The organism is Acidobacteriota bacterium (assembly GCA_026707545.1).
Classification (GTDB): domain Bacteria; phylum Acidobacteriota; class Thermoanaerobaculia; order Multivoradales; family Multivoraceae; genus Multivorans.
This window is the reverse complement of sequence record JAPOWR010000001.1, coordinates 2,015,322-2,037,326: the sequence shown is the minus strand read 5'-3', so window position 1 is coordinate 2,037,326 and position 22,005 is coordinate 2,015,322. Positions and strand designations below refer to the sequence as shown.

13 protein-coding genes are annotated in these 22,005 nt (G+C 68.0%); 4 read left to right on the top strand and 9 right to left on the bottom strand.

The features are described 5' to 3' along the window. Positions 1–9 precede the first annotated feature (9 nt). The 5 genes from OXG83_07990 to OXG83_07970 are packed head-to-tail and all read right to left on the bottom strand — an operon-like array spanning position 10 to position 10,543. Positions 10–3,801 carry a carboxypeptidase regulatory-like domain-containing protein gene (locus OXG83_07990; protein ID MCY3964963.1) on the bottom strand — a complete coding sequence of 1,264 codons (3,792 nt, stop codon included), beginning with the start codon at positions 3,799–3,801 and terminating at the stop codon, positions 10–12. A 9-nt stretch (positions 3,802–3,810) separates the two neighbouring features. Further along, positions 3,811–5,241 (bottom strand): amidase, encoded by a 1,431-nt coding sequence (locus OXG83_07985; protein MCY3964962.1) that lies wholly within the window; start codon positions 5,239–5,241, stop codon positions 3,811–3,813. 53 nt (positions 5,242–5,294) lie between these two features. Beyond that, positions 5,295–6,269, bottom strand: a complete 975-nt coding sequence (locus OXG83_07980; protein ID MCY3964961.1) for an alpha/beta hydrolase — start codon at positions 6,267–6,269, stop codon at positions 5,295–5,297. 54 nt (positions 6,270–6,323) lie between these two features. Beyond that, positions 6,324–8,765, bottom strand: a complete 2,442-nt coding sequence (locus tag OXG83_07975; protein MCY3964960.1) for a CoA transferase — start codon at positions 8,763–8,765, stop codon at positions 6,324–6,326. Further along, the gene (locus OXG83_07970; protein MCY3964959.1) at positions 8,762–10,543 is read right to left on the bottom strand and encodes a serine hydrolase; all 1,782 of its coding nucleotides are present in this window, start codon (positions 10,541–10,543) and stop codon (positions 8,762–8,764) included. Before OXG83_07970 ends, OXG83_07975 begins: the two co-directional genes overlap by 4 nt. Before the next feature lie 36 nt (positions 10,544–10,579). On the opposite strand from OXG83_07970, the gene OXG83_07965 reads away from it, so the two are divergent. After that, on the top strand, positions 10,580–11,467 hold the full coding sequence (locus OXG83_07965; GenBank protein ID MCY3964958.1) for a flap endonuclease: 888 nt from the start codon (positions 10,580–10,582) through the stop codon (positions 11,465–11,467). Positions 11,468–11,480: 13 nt separating this feature from the next. Continuing rightward, the gene (locus OXG83_07960; protein MCY3964957.1) at positions 11,481–13,259 is read left to right on the top strand and encodes a methylenetetrahydrofolate reductase; all 1,779 of its coding nucleotides are present in this window, start codon (positions 11,481–11,483) and stop codon (positions 13,257–13,259) included. Positions 13,260–13,269: 10 nt separating this feature from the next. Here OXG83_07960 and OXG83_07955 read toward each other — a convergent pair whose 3' ends face one another. Then, complete coding sequence (locus OXG83_07955; protein MCY3964956.1) at positions 13,270–14,034, bottom strand: glucose 1-dehydrogenase; 765 nt, start codon at positions 14,032–14,034, stop codon at positions 13,270–13,272. Positions 14,035–14,127: 93 nt separating this feature from the next. Further along, a complete protein-coding gene (locus OXG83_07950) occupies positions 14,128–15,396 on the bottom strand; it encodes a TlpA disulfide reductase family protein (GenBank protein ID MCY3964955.1) in 1,269 nt (422 codons plus the stop codon). 142 nt (positions 15,397–15,538) lie between these two features. Here OXG83_07950 and OXG83_07945 point away from each other — a divergent pair, with 142 nt between their 5' ends. Together OXG83_07945 and OXG83_07940 are read left to right on the top strand one after the other, a co-directional pair. Continuing rightward, positions 15,539–17,986: a CoA transferase gene (locus OXG83_07945; protein ID MCY3964954.1), complete on the top strand. Its 2,448-nt coding sequence runs from the start codon at positions 15,539–15,541 to the stop codon at positions 17,984–17,986. Between the two features lie 17 nt (positions 17,987–18,003). After that, positions 18,004–18,429, top strand: a complete 426-nt coding sequence (locus OXG83_07940; GenBank protein ID MCY3964953.1) for a VOC family protein — start codon at positions 18,004–18,006, stop codon at positions 18,427–18,429. Here OXG83_07940 and OXG83_07935 read toward each other — a convergent pair. Further along, positions 18,426–20,228, bottom strand: a complete 1,803-nt coding sequence (locus OXG83_07935; GenBank protein ID MCY3964952.1) for a metallopeptidase TldD-related protein — start codon at positions 20,226–20,228, stop codon at positions 18,426–18,428. The genes OXG83_07940 and OXG83_07935 overlap by 4 nt on opposite strands. Before the next feature lie 2 nt (positions 20,229–20,230). After that, positions 20,231–21,958 carry a TldD/PmbA family protein gene (locus tag OXG83_07930; GenBank protein ID MCY3964951.1) on the bottom strand — a complete coding sequence of 576 codons (1,728 nt, stop codon included), beginning with the start codon at positions 21,956–21,958 and terminating at the stop codon, positions 20,231–20,233. Positions 21,959–22,005 lie beyond the last annotated feature (47 nt).

Sequence of the window (22,005 nt, the reverse complement as noted above, 5' to 3'; positions counted from 1 at the left end):
CGCCGGGCGCTATTGGTTCGGCGATTCGGCCGGCGCCGGTTGCAGCCGGATCACCAAGCCTTCGCGGTGCTCCCCCGGCGAGATGTTCAGAGGAATCTGAGCGCCCTCGTACCCGTCGAGAGACACCCACAAGTGGTCGGCGTTCTCGCGCAACTCGAGCTTGAAGTGGCCTGCGCCTTGAGTGAGAACGTAACTGACGCCGACGAGTGGTCCGCCACTACGGTCACCTGCCGCGATGGCGCCAATCGTCGCGGCGTCGGCGGCCATCAGCCTGGCGTAGTCGACCGGCTGGCCGGTCTCGGCGTCGACGACGACACCGGCGACGGTCGCCGCGGTCGGCTCGAGTTCGAAGCGGACGTCTTCCAGATCCGTCTGCAGATCGATCGACTGGTACTGCAGGCCACTGAAGTCCGGCCGACTGATGGTCACTTGATTCGGGCCGGGGTCGAGCCCCTCCAGCGCGAAGCGGCCTTCGCGGTCGGCGCGGGCGGACGCGTCGCCCACCCACAGGTTTGCGCCGCCAAGCGGCGCACCGTCTTCCACCACTTGTCCGGACAGGCGCAGCCCGCGTTCGAACGGCAGTTCGACGAAGACCTCGGTCATGCCGCGCTCGATCGTCACGGTCCGCTCGACGGTTCGCTCCCACTCGCCCTTGATCGCCGTGACTTCCCATGTCCCCGGGCCGATCCCCTGAATCGAGAAGTTCCCGTCGGTGCCCCTCGTCGCGTCGCGGTGACGGGGCCAGTTCCACGCGGAGACTTCCACCTGGTTCAGATCGGACGGCGACAGCCCGGTTACAACGCCGACGATGGATACTTCCGGTTCCAGGACGATCTCGATGCCTTCGACTGTGGCATCGCCGATCTCGATCGGCTCGTCCGGGCCGCCATCCGCATAGCCGGGCGAGCGGGCAGTCAGGTTGTAGCGGCGCGTTTCGAGCCCGGTGAGGCGGAAGGCGCCGTTGTGGTCGGAGACGGTGTTCGTGTCGTGCGACTCGACGCCGAAGGCGTACTCGGTTTCGGCCTCCACGGTAGCCAGGGCCAGAGGGGCGCCGTCGTACGAGCGGACCGTGCCGCTGAGTTCCACGCCTGGCCGAAGCTGGAATCGAACCTCGTTGTCGCCCGGATCGAGCCGCACTTGTCGCGACTCGTCGCGGAGCGTTGTGTGGCTGACCTTGACCGTGGCCGGGCCCGGGTCGATGTGGATCACGTCGCGCCCGCTGCCGTCCGTTCGTCCGGAGCCGGTCGGAAACCGCTCGCCTGGTGTTTCCACACGAATCCGAGCGTCGGCCACAGGCTCGCCGACCTCGGTCACGACGGTGACAATCAGCCGGTCCCTGGTCCGCAGGAGGAGTTCGATCTCTCGTTCTCCGCCCGGAATCAACTCGATCCCGTCGAGCTTCGCACCCTCCGCTCCCCTGCTTGCCTCGGCCGACCAGGTGCCGGCAGCGAGACCATTGAACCGGAACCGGCCGTGCTGGTCCGTGACCTGGGAGGGGAATCCGTCTACGGCGTCCCACAGGCGTGGGTCGCTCCTTCTGCTGAAGTCGAATTCGATCCGGAGGCGGACGGAGACGCCGCTGACGCCGTTGCCACCGTGGTCGAGGACGCGGCCATCGATGGAGGCGCCGGGCTGGAGTTCGATCAGCACCGGATCGTCGCGGTCTACGCGTACGTCCGGCTCAATGTGGACCGGGTAGCCGCTGGCCTGAACGCCAAGGTCGGCGAGGTCCGAGGAGAATCCGACGAGACGGAATCGGCCGTCGGCGTCGGTGGTGGCCGTTCTGACCGGAGATTCGAACCAATCTCGTTCGTGGGCCTGAATGGTGGCGCCGCCGACCGGTTCTCCGTCGGGGTCCCTGACGATGCCGTGGACCGCTCCGCCGGCCGCCAGGGTGAGATCGCCGAGATCGAAGTCCGACTCTCCGGCCGGCACCTCGACCTGGGAGGGTGGCCGATGGGCGTAGTCGGCATGGCCGACGAGGATCTCGTACCCTCCTGGTCCGGTGTCGGGGAGTACGAAGACGCCCCGACCGTCGGTTGCGGCGGCTCCGGCCGGAGTCTCGAACCCGGACCGGAATTCGGACGGATCGAGAGGCCAGAGCAGCGAGACCTCAGCCTCCGCCACAGGGTTTCCGTCGCTATCGACCACTGAGCCGAGGACACGCCGGCCCTTGCTCAGCACGAGATGAACGGGGTCGACAGCCATGCCCGGCTCCAGGGGCGGCAGGTCGAGGGCGGATATGGCGTAGCCCGCCGCTTGCGCGGTCAAGCGGTAGGCATGTCCGTACAAGGCTTCCGCTACCCGGAAGAAACCGTCGGAGCCTGAGGTGGCTGGGCGGGACGACAACGAGAAGCGGGATGGAACTCCATCGCCGCGTGGTTCCGCCCGGATACTGGCCCCGGCAACGGGTTGACCGGCTTCGTCGGTGACCAGGCCCCGAAGGGGTGCTGAAGGCGTCAGTCCGATCCGCACTTCCTCCCGGTTGGACAGGTCCGCGGCGCTGATGTCGACTCGCTCGGGAAGGAAGCCGGTCGCCGTCGCCTGCAGGCGCGTCGCCCGGCTGGCGGGTCGGGTGCTCAGGTCGAAAGCGCCGGTGGGATCGCTGAAGGCGTGGTGGCCGGGGAACAGGTGGACCCAGATCGCCGCGTTGTGGATGGGCAGGCCGGAAGCCGCGTCGACGATCCGGCCTGGTATCCGTAGGGGCTCCTCCAGTCTCACGTCGATGATGTGATGGCGGTCCGGCGATTCGGCCGGATTCGCCGCTGGCAGGGAGACCTGGGCGAAGCCACCGTCGGCTGCTTCGACCTCCAGAGCAGTCTCGATGCCAGGCGTCGGGCCGATGATGGCTTCGCCATTCTCGTCAGTGATCGCCAGAGGCGTGTCGAAACCGCCGAGAGCGGCGGGTGTGCTGATCGTCCGGCGGGCAGTGGGCGTGCCGGCGTTCACTCTCCTGTCGCGGGCGGTTGCCGTGCGGACCACCGCACCGGGCACCGGTGCGCCCGTTGGACCGCGCACGCGCAGTCTGATTCCGGGATTCGCCTCCAGGCGCAACGCAAGACGGCCGGCTCTCGTCGCTCCCTTGCCGAGGACGAAGCCCGTCGCCGAGACGAGGACGGTGGCGTCCGCGTTCGGCATGACGAACCGCGCAATGCCCTCGGCATCAGTGCGAGCGGCGGAGGGGTGGTAGGTGGGGAACAGGTGCTGCTCCGCCGGCCGCGAGTAGTTTCCCGCGCTCATGTCCCGGGCCATCCGGGTCATGGCAGCAGCGGTGCGAGGCGGTGTCAGAACGGCGGGGTTCGCCACGACCAGGGCGCCCGCGATCGGCTGATCGTATGAATCCAGCACTCGGACGGCGATCGGATGGCGATCGGGTACATCAACGGTTTCCGCGACTCGCGACCCCTTGAGCGGCACGATGACTCCCTGGACCAGCGGCATGGCGGGAACCGAGTCGGTCGGGGGCCTCGAGCGTCCGAACTCCAGGCGATAGGGACCTGCCGCGGGTGCCGAGAGGGAGAAGGATCCGTCCGCGTCGGAACGGGTCCTGTCGACGGCCTCCGGCAGCGCGTCCGAGTGACCGAGAACGTACAGATCCGCTTCGAACGCGTTCGGATGGGGTCGTAGAACGACCTCGATGTCGGCGGCGGGTGCGCCGCTGTAGTCGACAACGGCGCCGGTGACGATGTTGGGCGCGTCGGCGGGTTGGGCGGCCAGGGGGCCGGCGGCGAGTCCGGCGAGGCCGAGGCAAAGCAGTATCCGGGGCATGTCCAAATGCAACCCGCACCCGAAACGGGTCATTCCGAGAGTCTAGGGGACGGTGTTGGCCGCCCTCGCGGTCTCGAACGCGGCCGCGATCGCGAGCGTCGTGCGATCACTGCCGCGGGGAGTGACGACCTGAAGGCCCACCGGCAGGCCCGAGGGGCCGACTCCGCAGGGCACGGAGATCGCCGGGCAGCCGGTGACGGTGATCGAGTAACAGGAGGCCATCCAGTCGGTGTAGCTCGACATGGTCTGCCCTTTGATCTCGGTCGGGTAGGGCTGGTCGACGTCGAAGGGGAGGACCTGGACCGTTGGCAGGATGAGCGCGTCATAGCGTTCGAAGAAGGAGACAACCCGGCAGTGGAGGCGGGTGCGTTCGGCCTGGGCTGACGCGATGTCCGGCCCGGAGAGCGCCAGGCCGCGTTCGATCTCCTCGATCACCGTGTCCTTCATCTGGGCGCGGTGCCCGGGGAACAGCGGCCCCAGCTTGTCGGCGAACAGGTTGGCGCGCAGGGTGCGGAAGATGTGGCCCGCGCCGGAGAGATCGGGCGCGGCTTTCTCGACCTCGGCGCCCAGGTTCCGGAACACCGGCAGGGCCGCCTCGCAGACTTCGACGACCTCGCGTTCGACCGGGTAGCGGCCGAGGTTGTCGGTCCAGGCGAGGCGAAGCCCGCGAAGGTCAGCAGGTTCGACCGGATACCAGGGCTCGGATGGGTGCGTGAGGGAGATGGGATCCCTCGGATCGGGCCCGGCGATCACGGCGAACAGGAGCGCCGCGTCGGCGACGTTACGCCCCATCGGTCCAAGCACGGCAAGGTCGTCCCAGCCCTGCTCTGGAGGCACCCGCGGCACGCGGCCCGGCGTCGGCCGGAAGCCGACGCCGCCGCAGAAGCTGGCCGGGTTGCGGAGCGAACCGCCGAGGTCGCTGCCGTCGGCGATGGGCAGCATGCCGCTGGCGAGCGCGGCGGCCGCGCCGCCGCTCGAACCGCCGCAGGTCCGGCTGGGGTCCCAGGGATTCCTCGTCTTGCCGAACACGGGGTTGAAGGTCTGCGAGCCGGCGCCGAACTCGGGCGTGTTCGTCTTGCCGATGACGACGGCGCCGGCATCGCGGATCCGCTCGACGATCAGGGCGTCGAAGTCGGGGACGTTGTCCGCGAAGATCGGCGAGCCGAAGGTGGTGCGGATCCCCTTCGTCGGCACCAGGTCCTTGACAGCGGTCGGCAGGCCGAGCAGGGGCTTTGCGGCGGCGGCTTCCGGATCACGGTGGCGCAGATCGTCGGCGGCCCGCGCCTGCTCAAGCGCGTGGTCGCGGTCGAGGGTGCAGATCGCGTTGAGCTCGGGGTTGCGGCGGTCGATCCAGCCGAGGTGTGCTTCCAGAACCTCCACCGCCGAAACCTCGCCGCTTGCCAGAAACGCGGCGAGGTCAACGGCGGTGCGGGTGCACAGGTCGGGGGCCCCGGATGCGGGGTCATGCGTCACGCAAGCCTCCTACCGGAAGCCGGCGGGGACGCCGGCGCACCCAGTGGCAGAGGTCACTCGGCGCCGGTGCTCGCGCCGCCTCCACCTGTCACATGCTCGGCGAGGAAGGCGCGGATGACCCGGAAGATCTCCTGCTGCTCGTCGGGGCTGAAGTTGCCATGTCCCTTGCCCGGCACGGTGTGGATCTTGTTCACCACACCGGCCTCATCGAGCTTGGCGTGCAGGTCGAGGGCGTGCTGGTAGGGGACGATGTTGTCCACGTCGCCGTGAATCGTCAGGATCGGCGGCAGGCCGGAACGGGCGTAGGTCATGGGAGACACTCGCTTGGCGAGTTCCATGCGGTCGGACCGCGAGCCCATCCAGGCGACCGCGTAGCTCTTCGCGTTCACGCCCTCGAGCAGGTCGCCGACATCGGTGATCCCGAACCAGTTGACGATGGCGGCGACCGGCATCTCGTACTCGTCGGCGGCTGCCCAGCCCGGACGGTTCGCGTCGCGGCCCGGGCAGAGCCGGTCGAGGCCGGCGGAGGCCGGCAGCATGCCCGTGGTCAGTGACAGGTGACCGCCCGCCGAGGCACCGGTGACGACCAGGCGGGAGGTGTCGATGTTGTAGTCCTCCGCGTTCTCGTACACCCAGCGCAGCGCGCAGCGGCAGTCCTCGACGGCGCCGGGCGCGAGCGCGTTGCGGCCCAGGCGGTACTCGACGTTGACCACCGCCCAGCCCATCTCGAGGTACGGGAGTGCCCGCAGCACGCTGGACTCCTTCGTGCCGCCGACCCAGCCGCCGCCGTGGATGTAGATCAGGGTGGGCACCGGGCCTTGGCTGCGTGGGGTCATCACGTCGAGCTTGGACTCGTAGCCGTCAGCCGTCAGGTACGTGATGTTCGGCGCCACCCGGTACTTGCTCATGATGTCGACGGTCACGGAGTTGCCGCTCTGGGCGAGGGCGGAAGCGGTGAAGAGCAGTGCGGCGGTTGCGATGGCGGCGGCCATCACGGTGCTGCGTGGAGTTCGGGTGCGTCGAGTCACAGCGGACCTCCCTTGTTGGACCGGGTTGTGGATGGAGAACGCAGAGTGTAGCGATCAGCCGACGACACCGCGTGCCCGGTAGTCGGCAAGCTCGTCGTTCGACAAGCCGAGCAGGTCGCCGAGGATCGCGTCGGTGTGCTCGCCGAGGAGCGGTGCGCGGCGCGGTGTGAGATCGCGGCCCTCGATGCGGAACGGGGACCCGACGAGTTCCAGGTTGCCCCATTCCGGGTGCTCGACGGTGACGAAGGAGCCGCGGGCGCGTAAGTGCGAGTCGGCGTAGAGGTCCCGGGCGTCGCGCGAGGGCGCGGCGGCGACGCCGGCGGCGCAGAGTTCCCGGGCCATCCAGTCGCGGTCCCGTTCCCGGGTCCAGGCGCCGACGACCTCGTCGAGTTCGGCTTCGTTCCGCTTCCTGGCCGCGCCGGTGGCGAAGCGATCGTCCTCGGCTAGCTCCGGTTGGCCCATCGTCCCCGCCAGGCGGCCGAACTCGTCGTCGCTGTGCACCTCGATCGCGAGCCAGCGATCGATGCCCCAGCAGCGGTAGACACTGTGCGGGGCGGAACTCCGGTGCGCGTTGCCGTTGCGCTCGGGAATCCTGCCGGTCATCTCGTACTCCAGGAGCACCTCACCGAGAATGGAGCTGACGCCCTCGCACTGGGAGTAGTCGATGAACTGGCCCTCGCCGGTCTGTTGGCGGTGATGCAGCGCCGCGACGATCGAGAACGCGAGCGTGATCGCGTTCATCAGGTCGACATCGCCGCCGCTGTGGGTCGGATGGTCGTCCGGGTAGCCGGAGATGTACGCGCCGCCGGCGACGCCCTGATGGACCATCGCGTAGCCCAGGTACTCGGTTTCCGGGCCGCCGTGGCCGCGGCCGGACGAGGAAGCGACGATCAGCTCGGGGTTCGCCCGGCTGAGGTTCTCGTAGTCGAGGCCGAGCTTGACCATCGCGCCGGGCCGCATGTTGTCGTAGACCACGTCGCACTCGGCGGCGAGGCGGAGGGCGAGTTCGCGGCCTTCGCGCTGGGAGAGGTCGAGCGTCAGCGAACGCTTGTTCAGGTTCATCGTGTTGAACGCCATGCCGGCGTCCGGGCCGATCTTCCGCGGCGCTTCGTCCGATCGCGGCCAGACGACGGAGCGGCGGGTCAGATCGAGACGTCTGGGCCCCTCGACCTTGATCACGTCGGCTCCCAGCGCCGAGAGCAGGACGCCGGCGTAGGGCCCGGCCCAGACCCAGGCGAACTCGGCGACGCGGATGCCCTCGAGCGGCAGGGAAGGAGGCGCCGGGGCGGTCGCCACATCGGCAACCGACGAGGTGATCGACGTTCCGGCCCCGGCGGAGCCTCCGCCGTTCAGTTCGCTCCGGATCTCCGCCGTGTGCTGACCCAGGAGCGGTGCCGCACGGGAGACCCGCGGCTTCGAGGCTCCCATCCGGTACGGCCAGCCGGCGTAGCGTTTGGTTCCGGTGCGGGGGTGGTCGACGGCGGTGAAGTAGTCGCGCGCCTCGTACTGCGGGTAGGCCATGACGTCCGCGGCGTCGTGGATCGGACCGACCGGAATGCCGAGCTGCGCGGCGCGGTGGTAGAGATCGTCGCGTTTCTGATCGAGCGCCCAGGCATCGACGTGGGGTGCGATCTCCATCATGTGGTGGCTGCGGTAGGCCATGTCCAGCCACTCGTCCCCCTCGCACCAGGAGGGAGAGCCCATCAGTTCGCGGAAGAGCGCGAAGTGGTGGTCGTCGAAGGCGTTGAGGATCACGTAACCGTCGCTGGTCTCGAGACGACCCATCGCGGGCGGGCGGTCCGGTACCCGCGACCATGTCGTCTCGTGGTAGCGCGCGCTGGCGAGAAGCGGCGCGACCAGGCTGACCATCACGTCCTGGATCGACACGTCGACCCGGCCGCCGGCGGCGCCGCGGCGGCGCTCGTAGAGCAGCGCCGCGACCGCGAGCGCCGTCACCAGGCCGCCGTGGTAACCGGCCTGCTGTCCGCCCAGGGTCACCGGGGCGCGGTCGATGTCGCGTGACCGGGCGGGCATCTGATTGACGAGACCGCCGCCGTGGGCGAGCGTCAACTCCCCGGCGGGCGCGGCGGCCCTGGGGCCCTCGAGGCCGTACGGTGTGACCGCGGCGACGATCAAATCGTCCGGTGCCTGTACCGGCGGCTCGCGGTCGGTGATCAGGACGGCGGCGTCACCGAGCATTTCGACGAATGTCTTTCGGTCGCGGCCGTCGTCCAGGTCGAGGACGATGCCGCGCTTGCTCGTGTTGCAGTAGAGGAACAGCGGCGAGCCTTCCGGGTCGGGGGTCTTCGCGGGGTCCGCGCCCTTCACCCGGCGGCTTCGATCGCCGGCCGGCGGTTCGACCTTGATCACGTCGGCGCCGAGGTCGGCCAGCAGCTTGCCGCAGTAGGGTCCCGCGACGCCCTGGGCGAGTTCGATCACACGGAAGCCGCTGAACGGTCCCTCTATCGCAAGTCCCTCCCGCGCTGAATCCGTCATCTCAGCTTGTACGCCTCCCGTGCCGAGCGCAGCCACTCGTGGTCGTCATCGTCTCCGAAGTAGTAGAAGACCGCCCCGTTGGGGAGCATCAGGACGCCGATGCCGCCGTAGCCGAGCATCTGGCGCACCCAGATCTCCTTCGTGCCGGTGCCCCCGTCCGGGACCTGGATCTGCCGGGACCAGACGGAGTTGTTGTACTTGTTCGGCTTGGTCTGGTGGACGGCGTCTAGACCGCGGTCGTTGGGGTTCTCCTGCATGGCCGCGGCCAGCAGGTCGGGATGAAGCAACTGCCGGTCACCGATCCGGCCGCGATTCGCGTTCAGCAGGTTGGCGATCTTGAGGATGTCGTCCGGCGTCCAGAACATGCCGTAGCCGCCGAAGGGCCGGCCGTCGGCCCGATTGTCGGTGCGCACGGCCTGAAGCGCGCCCGCCGACAGCCCCAGGGGCCGATAGACCTCGTCGGCGATGAAGGCCAGCAGGTCGGCGGGCTCTTTCTTCGTGGCGCCGACCAGACGGCCGAGGTACTCGGTCATCGCGTACGTGAGCAGGTACGTGTCCGTCGTGTGGTACACCCAGCGCCGGCCGGGCGGCTCCTTTCTGGTGTAGGCCAGGGCCCCTCGGAGTCTGCGGTTCTGGTTCTCCACGACGAAGAAGTTCAGTTCGGTCGTCGTGTCCTTCTCGTCCTCCTGGTCGGCGGGATCCCAGTAGTGGCCAGTGGCCATGTCCAGGGCGTGCTCGAAGGTCACGTCCTGCCAGGCGTCCTTCGGCGGTTTCGGCAGGTAGTTCCGGAGGAGCAACTGCGCCACCTCCTCACCGTGGAGCTGTGCGAGCCGCATCAGGGACACCGCGGCGAAGGCGGTCTTCGCGGTCGAGTAGGAGGGCAGGCGGATCTGATCCGGGTAGGGGTAGTCGCCATGGCGCGTGCGGACGGGCCCCGCGTAGTGGACACCCCCGAAGGCGACGCCGTAGGCGGTCAGGTGCTCGCGGTCCATGCCGGCGCCGAACGACTGCGGGTAGACCTGGGAGCGTGGGTGGTCGTTTCGGATCTCGTCGATCGGTCGCACGGGTATCCGGGCCCTGAGTTCCGCCGCATAGGCGGCGGCGACCGCGTCGGATTGCGTCGCTTCGCCGGCCGTGTAGCGTGAGGGGCCGGCGCCCCACAGATCGAACTTGAAGTACTTGCAGGTCTCCTGGGTCACCTGGAAGGCGGCGGGCGAGGTTCCGCTGCCGTCGAAGAGAAAGGTCACGACGCCGTGGTACGCGCAGTTCTGGTTGCGCTCGACCAGAGTGATCGGCAGCGACGCCCGGCTGCTGCCGCCGTCTCCGCGCTCGCTCCAGATGCGTCCCGCGCCGACGATCGCGTTCCAGTAGGCGTCACCGGTAAAGCGGAGGGCACGGTTCGCCGGGATCAGGTGGGAGCCGCTCTGCGTGAGGACGAGGTCGAGCCGCGGAACACGGCGCAGGGCGGCGACGACCGGCGGCTCGTGGGCTCGTGAGTGGAAGTCATGGTGGACGGTCCACGAAGACGGGCCGCCGCCGAACAACTGCAACGTCCCCCGCATCTCGTGGCGTGGAGGCGCTGCGTTCTCCGGCAGCGCGAAGGCCGCGTTGTCGACCGGCGACGGGAGTTCGCCTGCCTGCAGTTGCGCCGGCGGCAGCAGGGTCCGCGCCACGTCACCGGAACCGGTCAGAGGGTCGCCGGGCAGGTTCGCGGCCGTCGCCGGCACCGCCGCGCTCACCGCGAAGGCGAGCACGAGCAGGGGAGAGGTAGCGGCCATGGCGGCTGATGGTAGCTTGCCCGCGGCGGCGCGCTCATGTATGTCCACCTGATCGACGGCACCTACGAGCTCTTCCGCCATCACTTCGGAGCCCCGAGCTACCGGAACGACGAAGGGGTCGAGGTCGGCGCGGTGCGCGGGGTCGTGTTCTCGGTGCTCGGCATGTTTCGCGACGGCGCGACCCACGTCGCCGTGGCGACGGACCACGTGATCGAGTCGTTTCGCAACGACCTCTGGCCCGGCTACAAGACCGGCGAGGGGATCGACCCGGAGCTTCTGGCCCAGTTCCCGTTGCTCGAGGAGGCGCTGGACGCGCTCGGGGTGACCGTCTGGCCAATGGTGGAGCACGAAGCGGACGACGGAATGGCCAGCGGCGCCGCGATGGCTGCCGCCGACGAACGGGTGGTCGAGGTCCGCATCTGCACGCCCGACAAGGACCTGGCGCAGTGCGTCGACTCCGGCCGTGGCGGCCGGGTCGTACAGGTCGACCGTCGCCGCGGCCTGCGCTGGGACGCCGACGGCATCCGGGAGAAGTTCGGTGTGGAGCCGGAGTCGATCCCGGACTACCTCGCCCTGGTCGGGGACAGCGCCGACGGTTTTCCGGGACTGCGAGGCTGGGGCGCCAAGTCGGCTGCGACCGTGCTGGCGCACTATGTCCACCTGGAGGAGATACCGAACGAGCCGTGGAAGTGGGCCGTCAAGGTGCGGGGACGGGACCGTCTGGCCGCGACGCTGCGCGAGGAGCGGGAAGCGGCGGAACTCTTCCGCGAGCTTGCCACCCTGGTGCGCGACGCGCCGGTCAGCGGGTCGGTGGATGAACTCCGATGGCGGGGCGCCGGTCCGGGATTGGCGGCGATGGAGGAGCGGCTCCGGGCTCCCGGTCTCGTGCGGCAGGCGGAGCGGGTGGCCAGCGAGTCGGCGTAGGATCCGCTTCGTTGTGAAGCTGATCAACAAGCTGCGCTCCGCGATCTCGGAAGGACGGCCGTTCTACTCCTTCGAGTACTTCCCGCCGAAGACGGAGACCGGGATCGAGAACCTCTACGCGCGCATCGAGCGCATGGGGCGGCTGGAGCCGGCGTTCGTCGACGTGACCTGGGGCGCCGGCGGCAGCACGGCGGAACTGACGTTCGAGTTGGCGAACACGATCGAGAACGTGCTCGGCCTCGAAACGATGATGCACCTGACCTGTACCAACATGCCCCGGCGCCGGATCGCGGCGGTGCTGGACGACTGCCGCGCCCGCGGCATCGGCAACATCCTCGCGCTGCGGGGGGATCCGCCCCGCGGCCGTGGCGCCTGGTCGCCGATCGCCGACGGCTTTTCGTACGCCTCGGACCTCGTGCGCTTCATCCGTGAAGAGCATGGAGATCACTTCGGGATCTGCGTCGGCGGCTACCCGGAAGGCCACCCGGAGGCTCCTAGCCGGGAGCGGGATCTCGACCATCTGGCCGCCAAGGTCGAGACCGGCGCCGATTTCGTGATCACGCAGATGTTCTACGAACCGGAGCTGTACTTCCGCTTCCTGGAGGATTGCCGGGAACGAGGAATCGCTTGTCCGATCGTTCCCGGACTGGCGCCCATCAACGGCTACCAGTCCTTTCAGCGCATCACTGGCTTTGGCGCCAGCGCGCCGCCCGAGATCGTCAACGAGATCGAGGCGCGCCGGTTCCACGACGCCTCGGTCCGCGAGTACGGCCAGGATCTGCTGACGGACATCTGCCGCCGCCTGCTGGACGGCGGTGCCCCCGGTCTTCACTTCTACACCTTGAACCTCGAACGATCGGTGCAGGTCATCCTGGACCGGCTCGGCATCGTGCCGGAGCGTGTCGAGCGGGTGCTGCCCTGGCGGAGCGCGACGGCCGTCGGGCGCCCCAAGGAGGACGTCCGTCCGATCTTCTGGGCCAACCGGCCGAAGAGCTACCTCGCCCGGACGTTAGCCTGGGACGAGTTTCCGAACGGGCGCTGGGGCGATGCCGGTTCACCCGCGTTCGGCGATCTCGGCGATCACCACCTCGCGTTTCGCCCGATCAAGGCCGATGTCGCCCGCGAGCGTTGGGGCCGCGAGCTGCACTCAATCGACCAGGTGCGCGAGGTGTTCGCGGGGTTCTGCCGCGGGGACGTCGACGGGATCCCCTGGTACGACTGGCCGCTGGACCTGGAGAGCGAACCGCTACGCAACGCCCTGGTGCGGCTGAACCTGGCTGGGCTGCTCACGATCAACTCGCAGCCGCGGGTGAACGGCGCTCCGTCCGACGATCCGGCCGTCGGCTGGGGCGGCGCAGGAGGCCGCGTGTACCAGAAGGCGTACCTGGAGTTCTTCGTGGCGCCGGAGCAGGTGCCGTCGCTTCTCGCGGCATTGGACGGCAAGCCGAGCGTGACGTATCACGCGATCGACCGGTCCGGCACGGCCCACAGCAACTGCGACTCGGTCAACGCGGTGACCTGGGGTGTGTTCCCGGGTGAGGAGATCCGCCAGCCGACGATCGTCGATCCGCGCTCGTTCGAGGTGTGGAAGGACGAAGCCTTCGACCTGTGGCTGTCCTCCTGGGCGGCGGTGTACGACGAAGACAGCGAATCACGCCGCCTGCTCCAGAGCATCCACGATACGTACTTCCTGATCAACGTGGTCGACAACGACTACGTCGACGGCGACCTGCTCGGCAACCTGCTCGAAGCAGTCGCCGACGCGCACGACCGCCGCCGCGCCGAACTCTGAGGTCGGCCACTCAGGCCGAGGAGCCGCCGTCCATGACGATCGTCGCGCCGGTCACGTAGCTGCCCATCTTCGAGGCGAGGAACACGGCGGCGCCGGCGATCTCGTTCGGCTGGGCGTGGCGGCCCACCGGGGTGCGACTGGCGATCGCCTGCCGCTTCTCCTCCGTGTCGACGAGGACACTGGCAAAGAACGTCTCGACCACTCCAGGCGCGATCGCGTTGACCCGGATGCCGTACCGACCGAGCTCCTTGGCCCAGCCGCGGGTCATGTTGAGCACCGCCGCCTTGGTCAGCGCGTAGGTCAGCTCGTTCGGACCGGGGCGCAGGCCGGCGATCGAGGCGACGCTGATCACGTTGCCCGAACCCTGCTTCTTCATCAGCCGAGCCGCCTGCTGAATGTGGACGAAGTAGCCTTTCAGATTCACTTCCAGGGTCTTGTCGAAGGCCCACTCCGGCATCTCGATTGCCGGCCCGAAGTAGGGATTCGTCGCCGCGTTGTTGACGAGGATGTCGAGCCGGCCGAACTCACTCTCGATGCGTTCGAACAGACTCGCTATCTGCTCCACGTTGCCCGCGTGGCAGGCGATCGGCACCGCCTTCCCGCCGTCGGCCTCGATCGACTCGGCGACCTGGTCGAGCCCTTCCTGTTTCCGCGACGCGAGGATCACGGTCGCGCCCTGCTCGGCGAAGCCGCGGGCGATCGCCTCCCCGATGCCGCGCGAGGCGCCGGTGACGAGTGCGATCTGGTCGGTGAGGCTGAAGTCGAGGATGGGCATGGGCGGAATCTCCGGGTCGTGTTTGGCCCTGCGTTGGCGCGTGAGCATACGCCGAGCCGTTTGGCGACATGACGAAGCGGAGGGATACCGAACTCAGCCCGTTTCGATCGCCCGGACAGCCTCGTCGATCAGCGCGATGAACTCCTCGGAGAGTTCGTGCGTTCTGGCGAGAATCCGACCTCCGTGGTCGGCAAGCACGTACGTAGGGAACGCGTCCACGGCGAGCCGCCACTGGATCGCGCTGCCCACGCCGGCATACCAGTTTGCCCAGGGCACGGGCTGCTTGTTGAGGAGTTCGATGACGTGGTCTTCTTTGAAGAACGCTGTAGCCGTTTCAAGATCAGCGTCAACGCTGATCGCGAGGAGGGCGAACCGATCGGCCGGCAGGCGGGCGACCAGTTCGCGCAGATCCGGCAGGGCTGCCAGGCAGGGCCCGCACCAGGTGGCCCAGAAATCGAGTAGAAGGACCCTCCCCTGGTAGGCGTTCAGGCTTTCGTGAACGCCGTCGAAGCGGGTACCGGTCAGGTCGGGAAGCGTGCCTCCCACGGTTGCGTGGTGTATGCGGTGCACCAGGTCGGCCTCGGCATCCGCGAACGTCCGGCTCGTCGAGTCGCCGAACGCCGGTACAAGGAACTCTTCGCGTTCCACACCCCACATCAGGCCGGTCGCCATTGTGAGCGCGCGGCGTCGCCGGTCTTCCCGGTGCTCTGGCGACAGCGAGAGGTCGTTGGCTGACCTCATGAGTTCATCTGCCAGGAAGTACCGGGCCGCGGACTGCAGCACTGGATCGCTGGCCTCGGAAGCCGCTTTCTGAAGGAAGCCATGGGTAGCGGGGGGAGTGGAGCGGATCCGCGCGATGAGTTCACCGACGCGGTGTATCTGAAGCAGCACCTGCGGCCACTCCTCGTAGTGGGGAGCGTGGGCAAGCAAGGCCCTCGCACCTGCGTCGACGTGCCGATCGTTTCCGGGAATGAAGACCGCTGCTTCCTGAAAGCTGAGCAGGTTGGCGAGGAACTGCGCGGCCTCGACGGTCTTCTCGTGGTTACCGTTCTGATCGATGATCGCCCTGGCGGCAGCCACTGCCGGCTGGATGCTCGGGTCCTCGGATGGATCTGGCCTGGACGTTTCGTGGTCGTCGGCAGTGCTTGCCTGGTGCCAGTCCAGGAACTTCTGGACGACTCCCCAGTCGGGACCGATGTCCGCGAAAGCCGCGGTAATGAAGTCCTCTGGGCTTTGGCTGTCCTCCTCGATGGGGTGCGTGCATGCGTCGGTCAAGAGCAAGGCCGCCGTCGCGGCCAGAGTGGCAGGAAGCACGGTCAACTGACGCGGTGGCTTTCCGTTCATGTGTGCCGTCGGGGGCATGTCCGGCAGTCTAGCCCTCACAGAACTGTGGCTCCGGACAGGCGATTGGGTCGGCGGTTCTGGATGTGAGGGGCGCACCGCGACCGTCTCCGGCGGCTGTTACCGTCCCGGGCCGGTGAGCGGACCCTGCTCTAACTTGCGGGTGATCGAAGTCGCGGGCTCGGCGGCGGGTGCCTATGCCGGACGGTTGCTGTCGGTGTGCGGTGCCGAGGTGCTGCGGCTCGAGCCGCCGGGCGGCGACCGGTGGCGGGAGGTCGGAGAGCGGTGGCGGGGCGTTGGAGCGGAGTACGCCTACCTGAACGTCGGCAAGCGTGCTGCGCGGCTGCGGCCGAGCGAAGACGGTGGGCGGGAGCAGACTCTGGAACTGGTCGAGCGCGGACGCGTGGACGTCGTGGTCGAAAGTGCTGCGCCGGGGCCGCTCGAGCCGTTGATCGACGAATCCGACGCGCCGCAGACTGTGCTGCTGAGGATCTCGCCGTTTGGGTTGGGAGCTCGGACAACAGGCGTCTGGGGCGAAGCCGGCCCACCGCCGTCGAACGGTTTCACGGACGACGCCTGGTCCGGCCATCTCTATCTGAATGGTGCTCCGGACCGCGAGCCCATCGCGCGGCCGGGGCTGCACTCGGCCTGCCAGGCGGGCGCCCACGCGGTGATCGGCGGTTTGGCCGCCCTGCTGGCGCGTCCCGCGAGCGGAGGAGGTCAGACCGTCGACGTGTCCCACGTCGAGGCGCTGGCCGCTCTGCACCAGTACACGACGGTGATGTGGAGCCAGGCCGGGTACATCCTCGGCCGGGTCGGCAACTCTCAGGGCGGACCGTGGCATCCGGTTGGCGTCCACCGCTGCAAGGACGGCTACGTTGCCCTCTCGATGCCGAGCCGGGAGATGCTCCAGCCGTTTCTGGAGGCAGCCGGCCTTGCACACGTCCTGGAGGACCCGCGCTTCACTGAGGATGCGGACCGGGCCGAACACCGGGAGGAGTTCGATCGGGCGATCGATCCGTGGATGATGGCCCACACCGCGGCCGAGATCATCGAGATGGGCGAGCGGGTACGCGTTCCGATCGGCCCGGTGCTCGATGCGCTGGAGGTTCTGGACGACCCTCACTTTCGAGCCCGCGGTTTCTTCGTGCCGATCGACGGCGACGGGGGGCCGCTGGTCCCCCGCGGACCGTTCCTTCTGAACGGCGCGGCAGCAGCGCAGGTCATCGATTCCTCGGTCGCCGGCACGGCGCCGGCTTTGGACGGGGTTGTGGGCTGGCAGGCGCGGGAGACCGCCAAGGGCCGAGTGCCAGCGGCATCCGCGCTGAAGGACGGGCCCCTGCATGGAGTCCGCGTGCTCGACCTCACCAGGGTCTGGGCGGGCCCGCTGGCGACGCGAATCCTGGGTGATCTCGGCGCCGACGTGATCAAGGTCGAGGCGGCGTGGGCGCGGGGCCCGGCGACCCGATCGGCGAGGCTTGCCCGTCTCACCCACCTGTTCCCGGAGAACGACGCAGGCGACTGTCCGTTCAACCGCAACGCCGCGTTCAACAAGATGAACCGGAACAAGCGGTCCGTGACCCTTGAGTTGGGCGAGCCGGAGGCCCGACGCATCTTCGAGGCCCTGGTTGAGCGCGCGGACGTCGTCTGCGACAACTTCAGTCCGCGGGTGATGCCGAAACTCGGACTCGACCCGGATCGGCTGCGGGAGATCAACCCGGGTGTGATCGCCGTCTCGATGCCAGGTTTCGGCAACTCGGGCCCCTACCGGGACCGGCTTGCCTTCGGTCCGCTGATCGAGTCGACGATGGGACTGACGTCCGCACTCGGCTACCGTGACGGCGGTCCCCACCGGTCGGGCATCGCCTGGCCGGATCCGATGACCGCCCTGCACACGGCCGTCGGGACGCTGGCCATGCTGTACGGCCGCTCCCGGTCGAGCGAGGGACGGGGCGGCACCGTCGAGACCCCGATGGTCGAGGCGATGGCGACGATGTTCGGCGATCACATTCTGGCGGCGCAGCTTCGCGGCGCCGCCGAGCCCCGGCGCGGCAACCGGCATCCTTGGCGGGCTCCCCAGGGTTGCTATCCGTGCATTGGTGAGGACCGGTGGATCGCGATCAGCGTCGAGAGCGACGGGGAGTGGCGAGCGCTGTGCGAGATCGCGCACCTGCCGGAGGCGCTTCGCTCGCTGTCGCTCGAGGAGCGGCAGGCTGACGAGGACCGGGTCGACGAGTTACTCGCGAGGTGGACCCGCGGCCGGGAGCGGGACGACCTGGCGGCGACTCTGCATCGCGCCGGCCTGACGGCGGCCCCGGTCGCCGACGCCCGCGACCTGGCGGATAGTCGGTTCCTGGAGGCTCGCGGCTTCTGGGCCGAGGTCGACCACCCGGAAGTCGGTCGGCGCCGCTATCCGGGTCTGCCGATCCACATGAGCGCCACGCCGCCGACCTACCGTCGCGGCGCGCCCTGCCTGGGGGAGCACAATCGGGAGATCCTCGCCGACGTGCTCGGGTTTCCGGCATGGCGAGTCGATGAGCTGGAACGGGCCGGTATCCTGCGCGACAGGCCGCCTGCGGGCGCGACGGGTCGGGGTGTAAAGAAGGACTGATGTACGGAGGCGCGAGGATGAAACTGGACTTCGTTCTCGAGGCCTGTCTCTACGTGGACGATCTGGAGGCGGCCGAGGCCTTCTACACGGATGTTCTGGGACTAACCCTCCACTCGAAGCTCGAAGGGAGGCACGTGTTCTTCCGCTGCGGTAGCCAGATGGTCCTGCTCTTCAACCCGGAGGCGACATCCGACCCGGACTTGACCCCGCGGGGTCTCGGGCTCCACGGATCCCGTGGCCCCGGTCACCTTGCGTTCGGCGTCACGGAGGATGAGATCGACCTCTGGCGTGCTCGTCTCGAGAGCCTTGGTGTTCCGGTCGAGCAGGAGATCGACTGGGGTGGAAGCCGGGGACGGTCCATCTACTTTCGCGACCCGGACGGAAACAGCCTGGAGTTCGCAACGTCCGCGCTGTGGGGACTGAGCGAACCGTCTGTCCGTTAGGGATCGAAGGAAGGGTGGTGCGCCACCGGCAGGTGGGGGGCGTTTCCGGACGGTTTGCGCAGACTCAGTTCTTCGAACAGCAGATCGGGGATCGAGACCGTTACCACCTCGCCCAGGCCGAGAGCGCTCAGAGCGCTCGCCAGGAAGGACGGGATCATCCCACCGGCGGCTGAGTGCGGGAAGCTGTACACCGTGGAGGTTTCCGACACCGCCACGATGTCGCGGAACGCGGCTTCCGTCACGGCCACCAGTTCTGCCTTGGGAAGCAGTTCCTCCCGGCCGTCCGGGAAGACCCTGAAGGCCAGACTGGCGTCGCCGAGCGCTGTCGCCGCCTCGGGTCCCGCTCTCAGCATGTTGAAGAGCGAGGCCGGGTCGTCCCCGGTTTCAAACTTGGCGAGGCGGCGTACGACGATTCCGTAGTCCGCACCACGCTCCTCGACCAGCAGCATGAACTCGGCGAGGAGTTCGTCGCGATTCATGCCACGATCCGAGGTGACGAGCAGGTTGCTCGGCGCCGGACCCTCGCCACGGCGGTTCCCGGTGCTGTTCTCGATCCCGGGGACCGGGTTGCGCGACGTGAGCAGAGACTTGAGGACGCCGTTCTCGACCAGGGCCGTTGGGCCTGGCTCGACGCCGTCGTCGTCGACTTCGTAGCCGCCGAGGAAGCCGTCGTCGTTGAGCGTGGGGTCATCGTGGATGTCGAGGAACCTCGGCAGCACTCTGGCCCCGACTCGGTCGAGGAACGGGTTCCGACTCTGCTGCATCATTCTGGCGAAACTCGGTTCGGCGTCGGGTACGCGGGTTCCCAGCAACTTCGGCACCATCACCTGCGCGAACAACTCCGCGGCGGCCTGTCCCTCGAACAGCACTGGACCGCTGTAGCGATCGAGAGCTTCCGCGGAACGTCGAGCGGTCAGATTGGCGCCCATGGTCGCGACACGGGACTCCAGAGCGTTCCGGTCGCTGATGTCGTCCCAGGAGCTTCCGTGGGCTGAGACGGAGTCGTTCAGCACGGAACCGTCCGTGGCCTGGGTTCGCGCCGCCACGACGATCGAGGCGGTGGGGTCGGAGCGGATGAAGGCGGACCCTTGGCTGTTCAGGTAGTAGGTGCGCCGGTTGGCGGCTGACGCCGACACGTTTGAACTGAAGATCTCCGGCAGATCCCGGAACGCGGCGGACAGGTCCCGTGCGAGTTCTTCGAGCGCCGTCCGGGACGGAAGATCGGGGTCGGCCTGGTCGAAGTAGGTGAACGGCTCCTCCGATGAGAAGTCGCCGATGTCCTCGGCTCGCGTTTCGTTCTGGAGCACTGCTCGCTTCTCGGCCAGCGACTCCAGCGCGGCCTTGTAGGCCGCGTCGGTGGCGAGCCAGATCTGGCGCCGGATCTCCCGGTAGTCGTTCTCTAGCGGCAGGGCTGCGCCGAACGCAAAGCTGGAAGGGAATAGCGACATGGAACTGAAGTTCGTGTTGTCGAACGAAGGGTCGCCGACGCGTACCTCGACGCTCAGCAGCCTGCTCCTGTTCTCGGTGCTCGACAGCAACGCCCCGAAGCTCCCGGCGGCATTCAACTGCTCGCTCTCCCGCACGGTGTATGCGAGGAAGTAGGGCTTTTCCAGCCCCTCCAACTCGAGTTGCTCGGTGCTGCGCGCCAGTTCGTCGCGCATGGCCTGCATGATGACGTTGAGTTCGGCCGTTTCCTGTGCGTTCGCCGCGGGGAGCGGGAGCAGTAGCAGGGCCACGAAGGTGGCCAGAAGGGGATGCGGCACGACGCGCGCCCGCCGGTCTTGCCTTGACCGAAGCATGGCTAGATGTCTCCCACGGGTGCTGGAAGGATGGGTGGTCGATCCTGGGATTTCTCCTTCTTCTGCACTTCGATCTGCGATACCAGGACCGACGGTGCGGCCGCGGAAACCGGCACCATGCCTGATTCGGCGCCGCAGAGGCCGTTGAAGACGCCGATCCTGTCGTCGGCGGCGACCACGCGGCTGAACGTCGTGAGCGGCGTGCCGATCAGGTCGACGCCGCGCACCAGTTCCTCGCGGCCATCGGGATAGACCCGGTAGACGAGAAGCGGCGTGACGTTGAAGGAGTTCGGCATCATCCGTCCCGTGAAGGTGAATCCGCCCTGGATTTCCTCGATACGCAGGCCGAATGGCTTGTCCGCCGCCTGGATGGACTCGACGAATCTCTCCTTGAGCTCGTCGCCGGTCAGGGGGTTCTCCACCTCGACGATCAGGTTCGACTGTCTGGCCACAGGCTTGTTTCCGGGTTGCTTGCGGCCGTGGCCGTTGGAGTTCGGGAAGCCTTCGATGGGAGATCGGGACATGAGGAAGCTCTTGAGGATCCCCTTGTCGATCACGGTCACCCGTTGAGCGGACACGCCCTGGTTGTCGTAGCGATAGCTGCCGACCAGGTCGGAGGGTCCGTAGGTCCTGATCGTCGGATCGAAGTGCACGGAGAAACTCTCCGGCAGGACGCGCTGGTTCAGTTGGTCCCGGAACGTCTGGCTGTCATCGGCTTCTTTCAGGCGATGACCCTCGAGGCGGTGTCCCAGGATCTCGTGAAAAAAGACGCCGCTGGCTTCGCCGGACAGGATCGCCGGACCGGTGTAGGGCTCCACGAGCGGGGCTTCGCGGAGCGCCAGGAGGACTTCGATCATCTTGCGAACGTCCCGCTCGACGGTTTCGTCGTCCGGAAGTCCATCGAGCGTGAAGGAGCTGTAGCTCTTGTAGAGCGGCAGTTCCATGCCGTCGTCGGCCTTCGTCATGGCCGAAACGGAGAGGCGGTACCTGGTTTCCGAAGTTTGAATCTCGGAACCCTCGCTGTTGACGAACCAGCGGGTGTCCGTGCCGGCGTTGAGGGACGCCGAGGCCCGCAGGAACTCCCCATGCTCGGCGAACGGCGCCGAGTAGCGCCTGACCCTGTCCTCCCATTCGGCGCGGTCGTACTCAACGGGCCGGGGCTCGTCGACGCCCTTGGACGGGGTTTCGCGGGAGAAGTCGTCGGACTGGTCCTCGGCCTCGACCTTTACCTGCACGTTCGTCTGGACTTGAGTGAGCTGTTCCAGGGCGCGCTTGTATTGCTTGTCGGTTTCGCTCCACAGGATGCTCCTTATCGCCGCCGGATCGTCGTCGACGGGCATCTGGGTGCGGCCCATGGGAAGGAAGGAGAACGGACTGAAGCTGTCGCGGATGGGGCGCGTGTTGTCCAGGGAGTAGTCGCCGACCCGGAGGTCGATGTCCAGCAGGCGTTCAAGGCTCTCGTCCGTGCCGGTGAGAGCTCCGAACGAGGCCGAGGCGGACGCGCTCCGGCTTTCCGAGATCTCGTAGCTCAGAAAGTACGGCGGCGTCTCCTCCTCGCCGAGCAGCTCCATCGAGCGGTCGAGCTCCGCCTTCATCGCGTCCAGGACACTCGATTGGCCGGCCGCCGGCGCCGCCGCGAGAGCGATGCCGCAGAGACTGATCAGCAGGCGACGCAGGAGCCGTCTGCTCCTGCCACGGCCGCCTTCACGATTCCACTGAACTTCGGACATACACACGCCTCCCCTCGTCGGTGGGTCCGGTTGTTTGTACGGAGCTG

Excerpts from the sequence above, each read along its gene's own strand:
- OXG83_07990 (MCY3964963.1), bottom strand. The coding sequence starts at position 3,801 with ATGACCCGTTTCGGGTGCGGGTTGCATTTGGACATGCCCCGGATACTG.
- OXG83_07975 (MCY3964960.1), bottom strand. The coding sequence starts at position 8,765 with ATGACGGATTCAGCGCGGGAGGGACTTGCGATAGAGGGACCGTTCAGC.
- OXG83_07970 (MCY3964959.1), bottom strand. The coding sequence starts at position 10,543 with ATGGCCGCTACCTCTCCCCTGCTCGTGCTCGCCTTCGCGGTGAGCGCG.
- OXG83_07965 (MCY3964958.1), top strand. The coding sequence starts at position 10,580 with ATGTATGTCCACCTGATCGACGGCACCTACGAGCTCTTCCGCCATCAC.
- OXG83_07955 (MCY3964956.1), bottom strand. The coding sequence starts at position 14,034 with ATGCCCATCCTCGACTTCAGCCTCACCGACCAGATCGCACTCGTCACC.
- OXG83_07950 (MCY3964955.1), bottom strand. The coding sequence starts at position 15,396 with ATGCCCCCGACGGCACACATGAACGGAAAGCCACCGCGTCAGTTGACC.
- OXG83_07940 (MCY3964953.1), top strand. The coding sequence starts at position 18,004 with ATGAAACTGGACTTCGTTCTCGAGGCCTGTCTCTACGTGGACGATCTG.
- OXG83_07935 (MCY3964952.1), bottom strand. The coding sequence starts at position 20,228 with ATGCTTCGGTCAAGGCAAGACCGGCGGGCGCGCGTCGTGCCGCATCCC.
- OXG83_07930 (MCY3964951.1), bottom strand. The coding sequence starts at position 21,958 with ATGTCCGAAGTTCAGTGGAATCGTGAAGGCGGCCGTGGCAGGAGCAGA.